The sequence below is a fragment of the Streptomyces sp. NPDC040545 genome (genome assembly GCF_055595065.1).
The window spans coordinates 342947-359090 of the sequence record NZ_JBVIWA010000001.1; the positions used below are offsets into that span (position 1 = coordinate 342947).

14 protein-coding genes and 1 pseudogene are annotated in these 16144 nt (G+C 70.8%); 11 read left to right on the plus strand and 4 right to left on the minus strand.

Annotation, left to right across the window (positions count from 1 at the left end; translation table 11 throughout):
* The first annotated feature begins 41 nt into the window (after positions 1-41).
* Positions 42-692 carry a leucine efflux protein LeuE gene (gene leuE, locus ACZ573_RS01695; protein ID WP_471297682.1) on the plus strand — a complete coding sequence of 217 codons (651 nt, stop codon included), beginning with the start codon at positions 42-44 and terminating at the stop codon, positions 690-692.
* On the opposite strand, the gene ACZ573_RS01700 is transcribed toward leuE, so the two are convergent.
* Entirely contained in the window at positions 685-2031 is a 1347-nt protein-coding gene (locus ACZ573_RS01700; protein ID WP_471297684.1) for a polysialyltransferase family glycosyltransferase, read from the minus strand. The two genes, leuE and ACZ573_RS01700, sit on opposite strands and share 8 nt — an antisense overlap.
* Positions 2031-3014, minus strand: a complete 984-nt coding sequence (locus tag ACZ573_RS01705) for a glycosyltransferase family 2 protein (RefSeq protein ID WP_471297686.1) — start codon at positions 3012-3014, stop codon at positions 2031-2033. Before ACZ573_RS01705 ends, ACZ573_RS01700 begins: the two co-directional genes overlap by 1 nt.
* Positions 3015-3190: 176 nt before the next feature.
* Here ACZ573_RS01705 and ACZ573_RS01710 point away from each other — a divergent pair, with 176 nt between their 5' ends.
* From ACZ573_RS01710 to ACZ573_RS01730, 5 genes and pseudogenes are all read left to right on the plus strand, one after another.
* Positions 3191-4534, plus strand: coding sequence for a DUF6716 putative glycosyltransferase (locus ACZ573_RS01710; protein WP_471297688.1), 1344 nt, complete (start codon positions 3191-3193; stop codon positions 4532-4534).
* Positions 4531-4896, plus strand: a pseudogene (locus ACZ573_RS01715) (acylneuraminate cytidylyltransferase family protein); the annotation flags it as partial. The gene ACZ573_RS01710 and the pseudogene ACZ573_RS01715, both read left to right, overlap by 4 nt.
* Before the next feature lie 426 nt (positions 4897-5322).
* Positions 5323-6231 (plus strand): N-acetylneuraminate synthase family protein, encoded by a 909-nt coding sequence (locus tag ACZ573_RS01720; RefSeq protein WP_471298994.1) that lies wholly within the window; start codon positions 5323-5325, stop codon positions 6229-6231.
* Between the two features lie 48 nt (positions 6232-6279).
* Positions 6280-7452 (plus strand): hypothetical protein, encoded by a 1173-nt coding sequence (locus ACZ573_RS01725; RefSeq protein ID WP_471297690.1) that lies wholly within the window; start codon positions 6280-6282, stop codon positions 7450-7452.
* A 137-nt stretch (positions 7453-7589) separates the two neighbouring features.
* Positions 7590-8840 carry an amidohydrolase gene (locus ACZ573_RS01730; RefSeq protein ID WP_471298996.1) on the plus strand — a complete coding sequence of 417 codons (1251 nt, stop codon included), beginning with the start codon at positions 7590-7592 and terminating at the stop codon, positions 8838-8840.
* Positions 8841-8984: 144 nt separating this feature from the next.
* On the opposite strand, the gene ACZ573_RS01735 is transcribed toward ACZ573_RS01730, so the two are convergent.
* Both ACZ573_RS01735 and ACZ573_RS01740 read right to left on the minus strand, forming a co-directional pair.
* Positions 8985-9314, minus strand: a complete 330-nt coding sequence (locus ACZ573_RS01735; protein WP_266380931.1) for a hypothetical protein — start codon at positions 9312-9314, stop codon at positions 8985-8987.
* Positions 9315-9347: 33 nt separating this feature from the next.
* Positions 9348-9719 (minus strand): hypothetical protein, encoded by a 372-nt coding sequence (locus ACZ573_RS01740; RefSeq protein ID WP_266380928.1) that lies wholly within the window; start codon positions 9717-9719, stop codon positions 9348-9350.
* A gap of 706 nt (positions 9720-10425) precedes the next feature.
* Between ACZ573_RS01740 and ACZ573_RS01745 the strand changes: the two genes are divergently transcribed.
* The 5 genes from ACZ573_RS01745 to ACZ573_RS01765 all read left to right on the plus strand — a co-directional run bounded on the left by ACZ573_RS01745 (position 10426) and on the right by ACZ573_RS01765 (position 16062).
* Positions 10426-11466, plus strand: a complete 1041-nt coding sequence (locus ACZ573_RS01745) for a BMP family lipoprotein (RefSeq protein WP_471297692.1) — start codon at positions 10426-10428, stop codon at positions 11464-11466.
* Positions 11467-11688: 222 nt separating this feature from the next.
* Positions 11689-13272, plus strand: a complete 1584-nt coding sequence (locus ACZ573_RS01750) for an ABC transporter ATP-binding protein (protein WP_471298999.1) — start codon at positions 11689-11691, stop codon at positions 13270-13272.
* Positions 13269-14381, plus strand: coding sequence for an ABC transporter permease (locus tag ACZ573_RS01755; RefSeq protein ID WP_471297694.1), 1113 nt, complete (start codon positions 13269-13271; stop codon positions 14379-14381). Before ACZ573_RS01750 ends, ACZ573_RS01755 begins: the two co-directional genes overlap by 4 nt.
* The gene (locus ACZ573_RS01760) at positions 14378-15667 is read left to right on the plus strand and encodes an ABC transporter permease (RefSeq protein ID WP_471297696.1); all 1290 of its coding nucleotides are present in this window, start codon (positions 14378-14380) and stop codon (positions 15665-15667) included. Before ACZ573_RS01755 ends, ACZ573_RS01760 begins: the two co-directional genes overlap by 4 nt.
* Positions 15664-16062, plus strand: coding sequence for a cytidine deaminase (locus ACZ573_RS01765; RefSeq protein WP_202200049.1), 399 nt, complete (start codon positions 15664-15666; stop codon positions 16060-16062). The genes ACZ573_RS01760 and ACZ573_RS01765 overlap by 4 nt, the downstream gene beginning before the upstream one ends.
* Positions 16063-16144 lie beyond the last annotated feature (82 nt).

The window sequence follows — 16144 nt, forward strand, 5'->3', positions numbered from 1 at the left end:
GACTGGCGCGACAGGTGCAACCTTGTGGGACACTCCTGCGCATGCTGGGTGTGACAGATCTTCCGACTTATCTCGCCGGCCTGGTGCTGATCATTCTGCTGCCGGGGCCGAACTCCCTCTACGTGCTCTCCGTGGCCGCCCGCCGCGGGGTGCGCACCGGGTACAAGGCCGCCGCCGGGGTGTTCACCGGCGACGCCGTGCTCATGCTGGCGACCGCCGTGGGCGCCGGGGCGCTGCTGCGGGCGAGCCCGCTGGTGTTCACCGTGGTGAAGTTCCTCGGAGCCGGCTACCTGGCGTGGCTGGCCGTGGGGATGATGCGGGGCGCCTGGGCGCTGTGGCGCACGCGCGCGGAGCGGGCCGAGGCGGAGGCCGCCGTCCCCGCCGACCCGGCCGAGAACGAGCGGCCCTACCGGCGGGCGCTGCTGATCAGCCTCCTCAACCCGAAGGCCATCCTCTTCCTGATGTCCTTCTTCGTGCAGTTCGTGGACCCGTCCTACGCCTACCCGGCGCTGTCCTTCCTGCTCCTGGGCGGCCTGCTGCAGACGGGCAGCTTCCTGTACCTGACGATGCTGATCTTCGGCGGGACCCGCCTGTCGGCTGCCTTCCGGCGCCGCAAGCGACTGTCGGCCGGGGCCACCTCGGCGGCGGGCGTGCTCTTCCTCGGCTTCGCGGCCAAGCTCGCCGTCAGCTGAGCACCCGGCGCAGCCATCCCATCCGCCGCACCGCCCGGCGCACCGCCCGGCTTCGCGGCAGGAACGACAGCTGCGCCGGGATGCCGCCCGGCAGTCCCAGGGCGGTCAGCCGGCGGCGCGTGAAGTACCGCCAGGTGTGCGGGGTGAGCCGCTTGGCCAGGTAGGCCTCGGCCGCCGGGCGCCGCGCGGCCAGGATCTGCGGCTGCATGGTGAACCCGACGGCGGCGAGCAGCGCGGCCGGTTCCGCCCGGACCTGCTCGGGGGTCGGGGGCGTCCAGGCGCGGACCGCCTCGGCGTCGGCGAGGTCCGGAAGCAGGGCGTCCACCAGGGCCAGCGGGACACGGTTGCTGTTCGGGTACGGGGTCAGGGCGGCCAGCACCGCGTCGGTGCCGGTCCGGGCCACCGGGAGCCCGTACAGCGTGGCGGCGGTCAGCAGCCCGGTGGAGAAGCAGCCGACGACCAGCGCGGGGCGCAGCCGCTGGTAGAGGGTCTCGGCCAGGACCGGGGCGGCGATCACGGTCAGCCGGGCGCCCAGCCGCTCGGCCTCCTCCTCGGCCCGGCGCCAGTACGCGGCCGGGGCGCCGGGGTGCGGTTTGAAGACCAGCTCCCGGTGGCCCAGGGCGCAGGCGCCCCGGACCATCGACACGTGCAGCTCCTCCTCCTCGGCCAGGGTCATCAGGTCGAGTGCGGAGAGGTACTGGCCCAGCAGGAGGGCCGGGGGCCCGGCGGGCCCGGCCGCCGCGTCCGGGGTGGCGTCGGCGAGCTCGGCGAGGACCTTCAGGAACGGCTCCGTCGGCACCAGTTCCACCCGCACCCCGAACTCCGACAGCAGCAGCGGCTCCAGCCCGGGCACCAGGTCCAGGTGGAGCACCCGCCGTACCCGCATCCCGAGCTGCGGGTCGAGGCGGAAGCGGGTGGGCCCGTAGCTCATGAGCCCGTCGGCGTAGACGTCGACGGCCGCGCCCGGGAAGAGCCGGCACAGGCTCTGGGCCGGCGGGACCTGGAGGGACTCCACGATCAGCTCGACCCGGTCCTCGCCCAGGTTCCACAGCGTGCGCAGCTGCCGCTCCCAGATCGGGACGTCCTCCGCGCGCGGGGCCCATGTGCTCGGGTGCTGCGGCTCGATGACGCGGTTCCAGTCCAGGACCTCGTCGAAGCGGGGGCGCAGGGCGGCGAAGCCCGGCATGTCCGTGAGCCCCGGGGTGACCTCGGCCGTGACGGCGTGGTTGCTGGTCAGCAGGATGCGGCGGCCGGCGGGCGGGAAGGAGCCCGCGTCGATGCCCGCCGCGAGCGTGGCCGCGCCGTAGAGGGTGGAGGCCAGGAAGATCTGGGTGGGCATCAGGCACTCGCTCCCGAGGGGGCGGCGCGGCGGCCGGTGCGCAGGCGGCGCAGCACGGTGGAGCGTTCGGCGTCCATCGAGTCCAGGACCTGGTCCAGTACGTCCTGCGGCATGCGGCCGAGCGCGGCCGCGCTCATGAGGCGGAGTTTCTTGGCCACGTCCGGCTCGAACCTTTCGATGGACCCGAAATGGTGGGCGATAATTGCACAATAGGTTCGGACGGCTTTCGGGAGCAGCCGATCGCATTCCCGGTCGGCGATGACCTCCGCGAGCACTTGATCGAATGCACGGATGAAATCGAGCTGCCGTTCGTCCCCCACCTGCGTCAACGAGGTGGAAATACCCCGCCGGTAGAAGACGCCGGGCAGCCCGACCGCGGCGAACGACTCCGCCTCCCGGTGCAGCCGCCAGATCCACGGCCGGTCCTCCGCAGTCCGCAGCCCGTCGGTGAAGTGCAGCACCCCGCGGTCCAGCAGCCGCCGGTGGTACATCCCGGCCCAGGCGTACGGATAGTCCACCGAGGTGGCCCGGTCGGCGGGCAGGATCGCGCTGCGCGGCGCGGCGACCACCGACTGCGGGCCGAAGGGGACGCGCTGCACGCTCCGCGTCCGGCCCGTGCACCGCACATGGTCGGTACGGACGAAATCGCAGCTCAGAGCCTCTATGACGGCCAGGGTCCGGGCCAGGTGGCCCGGCGCCAGCCAGTCGTCCCCGTCCAGGAAGGTCAGGTACTCGCCGCGGGCCGCGTCCAGACCGGTGTTGCGCGCGGTGGCCAGGCCCCCGTTGCGCTCGTGTCTGAGGTGCACCGCGCCCGGCAGCTCGCGCGCCGCCCGTTCCAGCAGGCCGGGCGTCCCGTCCGTCGAGCAGTCGTCGACGAGCAGGAACTCGAAATCCTCCCGGGCGTTGAGTTCGAGACTCTTCAGGGCGTCCGGTGCGTATGTCTGCACGTTGTAGAACGGCACGACAACAGAGAGCTTGGGCACCTGCGAGACATTAGGGCGCCGCCCGTCATTCACTGTGGCCCGGATGCGGATTCCATGTGAACGGCGCGGGGCGGGCGAGTTAACCCGTACGCTTTCGCATTCATTCGACGCGTTGTTAACCCGCTGTTGTGCGGTCGTTGGGCCGATCACCGGAATTGCGGAATAGCTTCTGCCGCGTGCCAGAACGCAAACGCGTCGCCGTACTCGCCGATTCCGATACGCGATGGAAATGGGGCGCACTCACCGCCCGCCGTCTCGTGCCCGACCACCAGCTCACCGGATTCCTGCTGCGCGGCCGGGCCACGCCCACCGCGCGCCAGCTCGGCGAGGTGGGGGTGCGGGCCGACCGGCTGTCCGAGGTGACCTGCGCCGAGTTCCTCGCCGAGATCGAACGCGAGCGCTACGACGTCGTCGTCCTCGCGCTCGTCGGCGGGGCCGTCCAGGCCGTCCTGCACGGGGCCCGCGCCCTGTGGCCCGCCCCGGCCCTGCGCCCCGTGCTCGTCACCGGCTACGTGGGCGTCGTGTACGAGAAGCTCGCCGACGGGCTGCTGCTGCGCCACGGCGCCGACCTCGTCCTCGCCAACTCCCGTCACGACGCGCAGCGCTTCCGCGCCGTGTACGAGGGCGTCGGCGCGGACGCCGCCTCCGTCACCGAGACCGCGCTGCCCTTCCTGGGCGGGGCGCCGTACGAGCCGGCCGGCAGCCGGGCCCACACGGTGGTCTTCGCCGTCCAGCCCTCCGTGCCCGACAGCCGCGCCGACCGCGCCTACCTGCTGGAACGGGCCGCCGGACACGCCCGGCTGCACCCCGACCGGGAAGTGCTGATCAAGCTGCGCAGCAAGCCCGGGGAGCACACCACGCACCTGGAGGAGCAGCCGTACCAGCGGCTCGCGGAGAAGATCCCGGGCGGACTGCCCGCCAACTGCCGTCTGGTGTACGGGAACATGGGCGAGGTCCTGGACGGCACCGACCTGCTCGTCACCGTCTCCTCCACCGCCGCCCTGGAATCCCTGCACCGGTCCATCCCGACGGCGATCCTCACCGACCTCGGCATCCGCGAGGCCCTCGGCAACCACCACTTCCTCGGCTCCGGCTGCCTGGCCTCCTGGGACCAGATCGACTCCGGCCTCCTCCCGGCCGGGGATCCGGTCTGGCTGGCGGCGCAGGGCGTCCTGCCCGCGCCGGGCGCCGTGCCCGCGCCGGGCGCGGACCCCGCGCCGGGAACGGACGCCTACGCCGTCGCCCGGGCCAAGGTCGCCGGACTGCTCGCCGCTGCCCGGCTGCCCTCGCCCGCCCCGTACTACACGCGCACCACCGCCCCCGGCTACCTCCCCGGGATCCTCGCCCGCCACCACCTCGCGCCCGACGGCACCCCGCTGCCCGGCGCGGTGCGCCCGGCCGCGGGGGAGTCCCGGCTGCGCCGCAGGCTCCGCGGCCACCTGCGCGAGGCCGCCCGCGGGGCCTACCGGCACGGCGTGCAGCGCGTGGCCCCGGTGATCCGAAGGCTGGGGGAGCTGTGAGGGTCCTCGCCGTCATCCCCGCCCGCGGCGGCTCCAAGGGAGTCCCGGGCAAGAACCTCGCCGAGGTCGCCGGCACCCCGCTCGTCGCCCGCGCCGTCCTGGCCTGCCGGGCCGCGCCGACCGTCACCGACGTGGTGGTCTCCACCGACTCCGAGGCGATCGCGGCCGCCGCTCGCGCCGCCGGGGCCGACGTCATCGCCCGCCCCACCGCGATCTCCGGCGACACCGCGAGCAGCGAGGCCGCCGTCCTGCACGCGCTCGCCGCCTTCGAGGAACTGCACTCCCTCGCCGTGGACGTGGTCCTCCTCGTCCAGTGCACCAGCCCCTTCCTCGCCACCTCCGACGTCGAGTCGGTCGCCGTGGCCGTCGCCTCCGGGGCGGCCGACTCGGCCCTGACCGTGGCCCCGTTCCACGGATTCCTCTGGCGGGAGGGGGCCGAGGGCTCCGCGGCCGGCGTCAACCACGACGCGGCGTACCGCCCCCGGCGCCAGGACCGGCCGCAGGACCTGCTGGAGACGGGCGCCGCCTACGCCATGGACGCCGGGGGTTTCCGCACCGCCCGGCACCGGTTCTTCGGCCGGACCCTCCCCGTCGCCACCGACCCCGCGCGGGTCCTGGAGATCGACGACCCGCACGACCTGGCCCGCGCCCGACTGCTCGCACCCCTGCTCGACCCGCGCCCCGGAGCACACCCCGCACCGCCCGCCCCGGACCGCGACGCGCACCCCGACCCGCAGCCCACACCCCGTACACCCCGTACACCCCCGCACCGAAGGACGCCTCCTGCCATGACGACCACCCCCGACTCCCGCCTGCGCACCTTCGGTGCCCGCACCGCGGGCCCCGGCCGCCCCGTCTACGTCGTCGGCGAGATCGGCATCAACCACAACGGCGACCTCGGCAACGCCTTCGCCCTCATCGACGCCGCCGCCGAAGCCGGCTGCGACGCCGTGAAGTTCCAGAAGCGCACCCCGGAGATCTGCACCCCGCGCGACCAGTGGGACATCGAACGCGACACCCCCTGGGGCCGGATGACCTACATCGACTACCGCCACAAGGTCGAGTTCGGCGAGGACGAGTACCGCGCCATCGACGACCACTGCGCCAAGCGCGGCATCGACTGGTTCGCCTCCCCGTGGGACACCGAGGCCGTCGCCTTCCTGGAGAAGTTCGACGTCCCCGCCCACAAGGTGGCCTCCGCCTCCCTCACCGACGACGAGCTGCTGCGCGCCCTGCGCGCCACCGGCCGCACCGTCGTCCTGTCCACCGGCATGTCCACCCCGCAGCAGATCCGCCACGCGGTGGAGGTGCTCGGCAGCGCCAACATCCTTCTGTGCCACGCGACTTCGACGTACCCGGCCAAGGCCGAGGAGCTCAACCTGCGGGTGATCAACACCCTCCGGGAGGAGTACCCGAACGTCCCGATCGGCTACTCCGGCCACGAGACGGGCCTGCAGACCACCCTCGCCGCCGTCGCCCTCGGCGCCACCTTCGTCGAGCGCCACATCACCCTCGACCGCGCGATGTGGGGCTCCGACCAGGCCGCCTCCGTCGAGCCCGGCGGCCTCACCCGTCTGGTCCGCGACATCCGCACCATCGAGACCGCCCTCGGCGACGGCGTCAAGCGCGTCTACGAGTCCGAGCTCGGCCCCATGAAGAAGCTCCGCCGCGTCCGGGGCGAGCTGGCAGCCGTCTGACCTCCCGCCCGGCGCGTACGCGTTCCGTCCCCCGACAAGGAGCACGTGGTGACCCCCTCCAGCCCCTCCGCCTCAACCCTGGCGTTCGTCGAGAGTCCGGTCCAGCTCCTGAACGTGCTGGAGTGGGCGTACGCGCGCCCCGGAGTGCAGCCGCAGCTGGACGGCGTCCCGCGCCAGCGGGGGCGCCGCGCCGGCGGCGGGGACCTGCCCGGCCCCGCCCCCCGGCCGGCGGCCGCCGCGTCATCCCTGCGGATCGTCGTCCTGCCGCCCACCGACCCGATGTCCCGCGGCCAGCTGCGCCGGGTGGCCGCGCTGGCGCGGGACGAGGGGCACGAGGTCCGGTGGCAGGAGGCGCGCGGCAGCCGGTTCGCGCCGCTGAAAGCGCTCGCCGCGCTGGCGCACGACGTGCGCGCCGCGCGGACGGTCGTCGTCGGCGACCCCTTCTCGCGCTACGTGCAGCTGCTGCTCACCCTCGTGCGCGCCGAGGAGCTCGTGGTGGTCGACGACGGCACCGCCACCATGGAGTTCATGGCGCAGACCGCCCGCGGCGAACGCCTCGTACGGTGGCACCGGATCGGCGGCGGCGGGCTGCCCGGCCGGGTCCGCGAGCTGGCGTACGCACCCGTCTCGACGACCGCGCGCCGCCGCTTCACCCCGGCCGCGCACCGCGGCCACCGCGTCGAGGTGTTCAGCTCGATGCCCGTCACCGCCCACGGCGGGATGACGCTGCGGGTCAACGACTTCGCCTGGACCCGGGCCCGGTTCGGCCCGCCCCGGCTGACCAAGGGCACCGACCTGGTCGGCACCTCGCTCGTGGAGACCGGGGTGGTGGACCCGGACCGCTATCTCGACGCGGTGCGCGCCCTGACCCTGGAGCACGGAGCCACCCGCTACTTCGCCCACCGCCGCGAGTCCCCGGAGAAGCTTCGGGCCCTGAGCCGGGCGACGGGGCTGGAGATCGTGCGCCCGGACCTGCCACTGGAGCTGATCGCCCGGCGCGGTCCGGTCGGCCGGACGATCGTCAGCTTTCCGTCCACCGTCGTCCACACCCTGCCGTACGCCCTGACCGGTACCGGCGTCACGGTCGCCGTATGCGATGTGGACCCCGCCTGGCTCACCGGGTCCGCCTCGCCGCGCGCCCGCAGCTTCCTCGCGGGGGTCACCGACACCGCCCGTGATGTGCGCAGACTGCCTGCCCAGGCGGCTCCCACGGCCGGATGAGCGCGCGAGTTTACCCCCGGGCGCATCCGGTCATGCGTCCAGAGGCCGGGTTTCTTTCCCCTAACGGCATGAACTTTTCGTGATCCCCGGCCAGTTGACCCGTCCGTGGGCCTACCCTTCAACGGGTGAACCAGTTGATGTCCCGCGAGTCCCAGACCGCCCAGCCCGCCGCGTCCGACCGGCCCGAGCTGCCCGGCAAGCTTCCGGACCACCTGCGTACCGAACTGATCGCCTTCCGCCGGGACTTGCACATGCACCCGGAGCTCGGACACCAGGAATTCCGGACCACCGCGGCGATCAAGGCCCGGTTGGAGAAAGCCGGCCTGCGACCACGGGTGCTGAAGTCCGGCACGGGCCTGATCTGTGACGTGGGCACCTGGGACGGGGGCCGGCCGATGCTGGCCCTGCGCGCGGACATCGACGCCCTGCCCATCCCGGATGCCAAGACGCACGTCCCGTACCGCTCGACCTTCGCGGACCGCGCCCACGCCTGCGGCCACGACGTGCACACCACGGTGGTCCTCGGCGCCGGCCTGGTCCTCGCCGAGCTCGACCGGCAGGGGCTGCTGCCCCGCCCCGTGCGGCTGCTGTTCCAGCCCGCCGAGGAGGTGCTCCCGGGCGGGGCCACCGAAGCCATCGACTCCGGGGTCCTGGACGGCGTCGGCCGGATCGTCGCCGTGCACTGCGACCCCCGGGTGGACGCCGGGCGCATCGGGCTGCGGGCCGGCCCCATCACCTCCGCCTGCGACCGGCTGGAGGTCACCCTCTCCGGCCCCGGCGGGCACACCGCGCGGCCGCACCTGACCACCGACCTGGTGACGGCCGCCGCGCGGGTGGCCGTCGACGCCCCGGCCCTGCTGGCCCGCCGGATGGACGCCCGCTCGGGCATGTCCGTCACCTGGGGCCGGATCGAGGCCGGGCACGCCTGCAACGTCATCCCGATGCATGCCGAGCTCTCGGGAACCGTGCGCTGCCTGGACCTGAACGCCTGGCACGAGGCGCCGGACATGATCCACGCGGCGATCGACGAGATCGCGACCATGCACGGGGCCAAGTTCGAGATCAACCACGTGCGCGGGGTGCCCCCGGTGGTCAACGACCCGGTGATCACCGAGCTGCTGCGCGAGGCGATGGGGATCCGCTGCGGAGCGGAGTCGGTCGAGGACACCGAGCAGAGCCTGGGCGGTGAGGACTTCTCCTGGTACCTGGAGCACGTTCCGGGCGCGATGGCCCGGCTGGGGGTCCGCGCGCCCGGGGACACCGCCAAGCGGGATCTGCACCGCGGCGACTTCGACGTGGACGAGTCCGCGATCGGCGTCGGCGTGGAGTTCTTCACGGCTGCCGCGCTGCTCGACGGACTTCGCGCGAGGGCCGTCGGCGACCGTTGACCGAAGAGGGGCCGGGCGGTCATCGCCCGGCCCCTCCGGTGGGTGTGAGCCACGCCTTCCTATCGGTGCGCAGCGTTCCAGCGCTGCGGCTCGGTGCGCAGCGCTGGAACACTGCGGCCAGGAAGGCGCGGGCTCAGTGGCGGATCAGATGCGCCAGTGCTCGTATCCGAGCTTGTAAATGCCCGCATTCGGGGCCCCGGGGCACGTGGCGGACGACGTCTCCCCGTTCTGCTTGGTGCTGCCCTTGATGACGGCCTGGGTGCCGTGGGAGTCGATACAGGTCACCTTGACGCGGAAGCGGTCGATGAAGGGCCACAGGCCGGTGCATTTGGCGTAACCCGTGTTGCCGGACTGCCATGTCTCGCAGCTAATGGCTTCGGCGCCATTGGTGGCTGCGGATGCGGAGGGTGCGGTAATGAGCGACGTGGCCGCCATTCCGATTCCAATGAGGCTGGCGATCTTAGCCTTGTGCATGTCTTTCTCCCCGATTTTGGTCGTACGAAAGTCTTAGGCGGATTCCTCGACGGCCACGCTCAGGACGCCGACGTTGGGGTCGGAAGAGCAGGTCGCGCTCGAGGTTTCGTTCGTGTGCTTCTTGGGTCCGTAGACGGTGAACGTCTGACCGCGGTAGTTGATGCACGTGAGCTTCACGCGAAACGTGTCCGCCCAGGCCATGCCGCTGCAGTACGCGGAGCCGCCCCAAGGTGCGCGGCTCGTCTTCCACGTGTTGCAGTTTGCGTCCTGCGGCCCCGGCTTTGCGCCGGAGACGGCGGCTGGAGCCGCCGACGTGTGGCTCGCGGCGATAGCCGGCGAGCCGACGCCCACGGACATGATGGTCAGCGCGGCGGCACCGAGCTGGACGATCGACTTCTTTTTCATTTCCCCGCTTCTCTTTCTGCGTTTCGTCGACTCCCAGGAAACCGATGGTGCAGGCATGAGGAAATGTCCACCCGGTAGGTGTTGCGCGGGGCAGAAACGATCCTCGGGTAAAGATTTGACCATCCGGATCCCTTGCTTTGGTCATCTGACATGGGGAAGCAGGGGGTGGTCAATCTATTTTTCACAGTGTGGCGCGCATCACGTCATGCGTGTGAGTGCGAGATTGAGACAGGTTGGCGAAAATATGCCTATTGGCTGAATCTATTCATTGCGCATTGAGGCTCGCCGGTTCAATGAAAGGTTGCGTATGGCTGCTTCTTGGGATTTCGAGTTCCGTGCGATGCGGCCTGACGGTGTGCCGAGAGCTCCCGTTGCGACCGGTTTCGAGGCCGCTGGCGCGTGTGCGCCGGCGCGTGCCGAGGGATGCTTCGGGCCCCGCGGTTGCCGAGCGGCTGTCGGCGGGAGGGGCGGCCGCGGCGCGGCGGTCCGCTTCGGTACACCGTCGACGATCCGTCGTGCAGGTGAGTCCAACCCTTGGGACGCAAGGGCTGGGCATGCGAGCGTTACTGATCGGTCACTGTCCGGTTCGCGACGATCCGATAACGACTGATGAACGGGCCTTTAACTGACATCTACGCGCGTTACGATCGCCGCGAAACCAGCGCCGGAAGAGGCGCTTTCGGTCAGTCTCGAAGGGACCCTCCTCTTGCGCCGGGTATCCAAGATCGTCTCCGCGTCCATCGCGACTGCGGCACTCGCTCTCACCGCCACCGCCTGCGGTGAGTCGTCCACCGAGAGCTCCGGCTCCGGCGACGGCAAAATCAAGGTCGGCATGGCCTACGACGTCGGCGGCCGCGGCGACAACTCCTTCAACGACTCCGCCGCGCGTGGCCTGGACAAGGCCAAGTCGGACCTCGGTGTCGAGACCAAGGAGCTCACCGCCAAGACCGGTGAGACCCCGGCCGACCGCGAGCAGCGTCTCGCCTCCCTCGCCGAGGGCGGCTACAACCCCGTCATCGGTGTCGGCTTCGCCTACAAGGACGCGCTCGACAAGGCCGCGGCCAAGTACCCGAAGACCACCTTCGGCCTCGTGGACTCCGTCTCCGAGAAGCCGAACGTCTCCTCGATCGTCTTCACCGAGGAGCAGGGCTCTTACCTCGCCGGTGTCGCTGCCGCGCTGAAGTCCAAGGACGGCCAGATCGGCTTCATCGGCGGGGTGGACATCCCCCTGATCAAGAAGTTCGCCGCCGGCTTCCAGCAGGGCGTCAAGGACACCAAGCCGGGTGCCAACGTCCAGATCCAGTACCTGTCGACCGGTACGGACATGTCTGGCTTCGGCGCCCCGGACAAGGGCAAGGCCGCTGCCAAGGGCATGCTCGACAAGGGCATCGACGTCGTCTACTCGGCCGCGGGCGGCTCCGGCGCCGGCGCCATCGAGGCCGTCGCCGCCAAGCCGGGCGCGTGGGCGATCGGTGTCGACTCGGACCAGGCCAAGGACCCGGCCCTGTCCAAGTACGCCGGCTCCATCCTGACCTCGGTCGTCAAGAACGTCGACACTGGCGTCTTCGAGCTCGTCAAGTCCGTCCAGGACGGCAAGCCGATGACCGGCACCCACGCCTACTCGCTCGCCGAGAACGGTGTCTCGCTGACGACCACGGGTGACCACCTCAAGGACATCCAGGCCCAGCTGGACGAGGCTAAGAAGAAGATCATCGACGGCCAGATCAAGGTCGCCACGACCCTCTGACACGGGTCACACTGGGGGCCCGGAACGGCTTCGGCCGACACTCCGGGCCCCTTTCCGTGTACGCATGCGGGCAGTTGAACATTTTTGCCAATGCTACGCGCGTAGCATGACTGGTCGCACGGTAGCTTTCGCCACCAGCGCCCGCGTTCCCGCCCGTTCCTCGCCTCGTCCGAGCCCGTCCCAGCCTCGTCCTCCCACGCTCCCGTCCTTGGAGAGTGCGCCATCAAAGCCTCCAGTCCCAACGCCGTAGAACTCCGCGGCATCACCAAGCGTTTCCCCGGAGTCGTGGCCAACCACGACATCGACATCACCGTGCGCCGCGGCACCGTGCACGCCCTCGTGGGCGAGAACGGCGCGGGCAAGTCGACTCTGATGAAGATCCTCTACGGCATGCAGAAGCCGGACGAGGGGACCATCACGGTCGACGGCGAGCAGGTGGTCTTCCACGACCCCGGCGACGCCATCGACCGCGGCGTCGGCATGGTGCACCAGCACTTCATGCTCGCGGACTACCTCACCGTCCTCGAGAACGTCGTCCTCGGCTCCGAGAAGCTGTACGGCATCGGCGACAAGGCCCGCGCCAAGATCAAGGAGATCTCGGACGCGTACGGTCTCGGCATCCGCCCGGACGTCCTTGTCGAGGATCTCGGCGTGGCCGAAAGGCAGCGGGTGGAGATCCTCAAGGTCCTGTTCCGCGGCGCCCGCACGCTGATCCTTGACGAGCCCACCGCGGTCCTGGTCCCGCAAGAGGTCAACGCACTCTTCGACAACCTCCGCGAGCTGAAGGCCGAAGGCCTCACCGTCATCTTCATCTCGCACAAGTTGGGCGAGGTCCTGTCGGTCGCCGACGACATCACCGTCATCCGGCGCGGCACGACGGTCGGCACGGCGGACCCGGCGCACATCACGACCAAGCAGCTCGCCGAGCTGATGGTCGGCTCCGAGCTGCCCTCCCCGGAGACCCGCGAGTCGACGGTGACGGACGTCCCGATGCTCACGGTCGACGGTCTGTCGCTGAGCGCCGTCGACCCCGACGGCGCCGTCCGTGCGGTCCTCGACGGCATCACCTTCACGATCCACAAGGGCGAGGTCCTCGGCATCGCCGGTGTGGAGGGCAACGGCCAGTCCGAGCTCGTGGACGCGGTCATGGGGATGCGCCACCCGGACACCGGTGTCGTCACCCTCGACGGCGAGGACATCTCCACCGCGCCGACCCGCAAGCGTCGCGAGGACGGCATCGGCTGCATCCCCGAGGACCGCCACCGGCACGGTCTGCTCCTGGAGGCCCCCCTCTGGGAGAACCGCATCCTCGGCCACGTCACCGAGAAGCCGAACTCCCGGGGCCCGATCCTCGACCTGAAGGCCGCCCGCAAGGACACCGAGCGGATCGTGCGCGAGTACGACGTCCGCACGCCCGGCATCGAGGTCACCGCGGCCTCGCTCTCCGGCGGCAACCAGCAGAAGCTGATCGTCGGCCGGGAGATGAGCCACAACCCCAAGCTGCTGATCGCCGCGCACCCCACCCGCGGCGTGGACGTCGGCGCGCAGGCGCAGATCTGGGACCAGATCCGCGAGGCGCGCCGCGAAGGCCTGGCGGTGCTGCTGATCTCCGCAGACCTGGACGAGCTGATCGGCCTCTCCGACACCCTGCGCGTGATGTACCGCGGCCGACTGGTCGCGGACGCCGACCCGGCCACCATCACCCCGGAGGAGCTCGGCTCGGCCATGACCGGTGCCGCTGCCGGACACCTTGAGCACGAAGAGAGCCCTGAGGGCACCGACGGCCCGGAGGACGAGGCCCGATGAAGAAGATCGACAAGGAGCGGCTGCTCCTGGGCATCGCGGCCCCGCTGCTCGCGATCGTCGCCGCGTTTTTGATCACCGCCCTGGTGCTCGCGGTCACCGGCAAGGAGCCGTTCAGCGCCTTCGGGATCATGTTCGACTACGGCGTCAAGTCGGACAGCCAGGTCTACATCATCAACAAGTCGACGACTTACTACCTGGCGGGCGTCGCGGTGGCCATCGGCTTCCGCATGAACCTGTTCAACATCGGTGTCGACGGCCAGTACCGTCTCGCTGCCTTCTTCGCCGCCGCCGTCGGTGGCGCGCTGACGCTGCCGGGCATCGTCCAGATCCCGCTGATCATCATCATCGGGATGATCGTCGGCGCCATGTGGGCGGGCATCGCCGGTCTCCTGAAGACCACCCGCGGTGTCAGCGAGGTCGTCTCCACGATCATGCTCAACTTCATCGCAACCTCGATCATCGCCTACCTCCTCCAGCCCGGCCGCCTCGGTCACCTGGACGCGGCCGGCACCAAGATCGCCACGAGCCCGCTGCCGGAGTCTTCGCACTTCTTCGAGTTCCCGACCACGCCGACCCCGATTTACGGCTTCGTCGTGATCGCGGCCCTCGCAGGTGTCGCGTACTGGTTCACGCTCTCCCGCACCCGTTTCGGCTTCGACCTGCGCACCGTCGGCCAGTCCGACACGGCTGCCGCCGCCAGCGGTGTCAACGTCAAGAAGATGGTGGTCACCTCCATGCTGATCTCCGGCGCCATCGCCGGTCTGATCGGCATGCCGACGCTGCTCAACGACTCGCACGAGTTCGGCGGCGACTTCCCCGTCGGCATCGGCTTCACCGGTATCGCCATCGCCCTGCTCGGCCGCAACCACCCGATCGGCATCGCGCTCGCCGCGATCCTGTGGAGCTTCCTGGAGCGCGGCGGGCAGCAGCTGGAGTTCGAGAACTACGACAGGGAGATCGTCGGCGTCATGCAGGGCGTGATCGTCCTCTGCGTCGTCATCGCCTACGAGGTCGTCCGCCGGTACGGCCTCAAGCGTCAGCAGCGCCAGGTCGGCGAGAAGCTCGCCGCCCAGGCCCGTTCCAACGACACGACGGAGGTGTCGGCGTGACCGCCACCGCGAGTTCCACCCCGCCGCCCGCGGCCCCCAAGGTGGCCGGCGGCAAGGGCGGTCGCACCCGCCTCTCCCTGCCCTGGATCCTGCTGATCGTCGCGGGCGGGTTCATCGCCCTGTCCGCCGTCCGTGCCCTCACCGGCGCGCAGGACCTCACCTCGGCCGGCCAGATCAGCGCCGCGCTCTCGCTCGCCGTACCGATCGGCCTCGCCGGTCTCGGTGGTCTGTGGGCCGAGCGGGCGGGCGTGGTCAACATCGGCCTCGAAGGCATGATGATCCTCGGCACCTTCTTCGGTGCCTGGGCCGGCTGGCAGACCAGCCCCTGGATCGGCGTCCTCGCCGGCATCCTGGGCGGCATGTTCGGCGGTCTGCTGCACGCGGTCGCCACCGTCACGTTCGGCGTCGACCACATCATCTCCGGCATCGCGATCAACATCCTGGCGGTCGGTGTCACCACCTACTTCGCCAAGCTGTGGTTCAACACCGGTGAGGCATCTGCCAAGGGCGGCAGCCCCAAGCAGTCCCCGCCGGCCGAGGACATCACCTCGATCACCATTCCCGGCCTCTCCGACGGGCTGGCCAGCATCGAGAAGCACCACTGGTTCCTGGTCTCGGACCTCGCGGGCGTCCTCGGCGGCCTGGTCACCAACCTCTCGCTGCTGACGATCGTCGCCGTGCTGCTGCTCGTCGGCACGTTCTTCGTGCTGTGGAAGACGGCGTTCGGCCTGCGGCTGCGCTCCTGCGGCGAGAACCCGATCGCGGCGGAGTCGCTGGGCGTCAACGTCTACAAGTACAAGTACATCGCCGTGATCGTGTCCGGCGGCCTCGCCGGTCTCGGCGGCGCGTTCCTGTCGCTGGTCACCTCGCACATCTACAACGAGGGCCAGACCGGTGGTCGTGGTTACATCGGCCTTGCGGCGATGATCTTCGGTAACTGGCGGCCGGGCGGCCTCGCGATGGGCGCGGGCCTGTTCGGCTTCGCCGACGCGCTCCAGCTGCGCGGCGGCGGTGAGTCCGTGCACGCGCTGCTCCTGCTGCTGTTCGCGGTCCTCGTCGCGATCGCTGCCTGGAAGGCGTACCAGAAGCGCTGGATCACGTCCTCGATCGCCATCGTCATCGGTGTCGGCGTGTTCATCTGGTACCTCGGCACGGAGACCGTCCCGGTCGAGTTCGTCAGCGCCACGCCCTACGTGGTCACGCTGCTGGTGCTGTCGCTCTCGGCGCAGCGCCTGCGCATGCCCAAGGCGGACGGCATGCCGTACCGCAAGGGTCAGGGCAAGTGACCTCCGGCCCGACGGTGGACTGGGAAGCCCTGCGGACGTCCGCCCGGGAAGCGATGACCCGGGCGTACGCCCCGTACTCGGGCTTCCCGGTCGGGGTCGCCGCCCTGGTGGACGACGGCCGCGTCGTGACCGGCTGCAACGTCGAGAATGCCAGCTACGGGCTGGGCCTGTGCGCCGAGTGCGGGCTGGTCTCCTCCCTGCAGGCCACCGGCGGCGGCCGCCTCACCCACTTCACGTGCGTGGACGGCAAGGGCGAGATCCTCGTCCCGTGCGGCCGCTGCCGCCAGCTGCTCTACGAATTCGGCGGCGACGAGCTGCTGGTGGAGACGCCGGACGGGGTCCTCCCGCTGGCGGCGATGCTGCCGCAGGCCTTCGGGCCCGACCACCTGAGATAGCCGTGCCGACGGCCCTTCGCCCCTGCCGGGGCGGAGGGCCGTCGTACGTCCGTTCCTGAACCCCCCATCTCCCCCTCTCTAT

Coding starts and splice junctions, on each gene's coding strand:
- leuE (WP_471297682.1), top strand. CDS start 42: ATGCTGGGTGTGACAGATCTTCCGACTTATCTCGCCGGCCTGGTGCTG.
- ACZ573_RS01700 (WP_471297684.1), bottom strand. CDS start 2,031: ATGCCCACCCAGATCTTCCTGGCCTCCACCCTCTACGGCGCGGCCACG.
- ACZ573_RS01720 (WP_471298994.1), top strand. CDS start 5,323: ATGACGACCACCCCCGACTCCCGCCTGCGCACCTTCGGTGCCCGCACC.
- ACZ573_RS01730 (WP_471298996.1), top strand. CDS start 7,590: ATGTCCCGCGAGTCCCAGACCGCCCAGCCCGCCGCGTCCGACCGGCCC.
- ACZ573_RS01735 (WP_266380931.1), bottom strand. CDS start 9,314: ATGCACAAGGCTAAGATCGCCAGCCTCATTGGAATCGGAATGGCGGCC.
- ACZ573_RS01740 (WP_266380928.1), bottom strand. CDS start 9,719: ATGAAAAAGAAGTCGATCGTCCAGCTCGGTGCCGCCGCGCTGACCATC.
- ACZ573_RS01755 (WP_471297694.1), top strand. CDS start 13,269: ATGAAGAAGATCGACAAGGAGCGGCTGCTCCTGGGCATCGCGGCCCCG.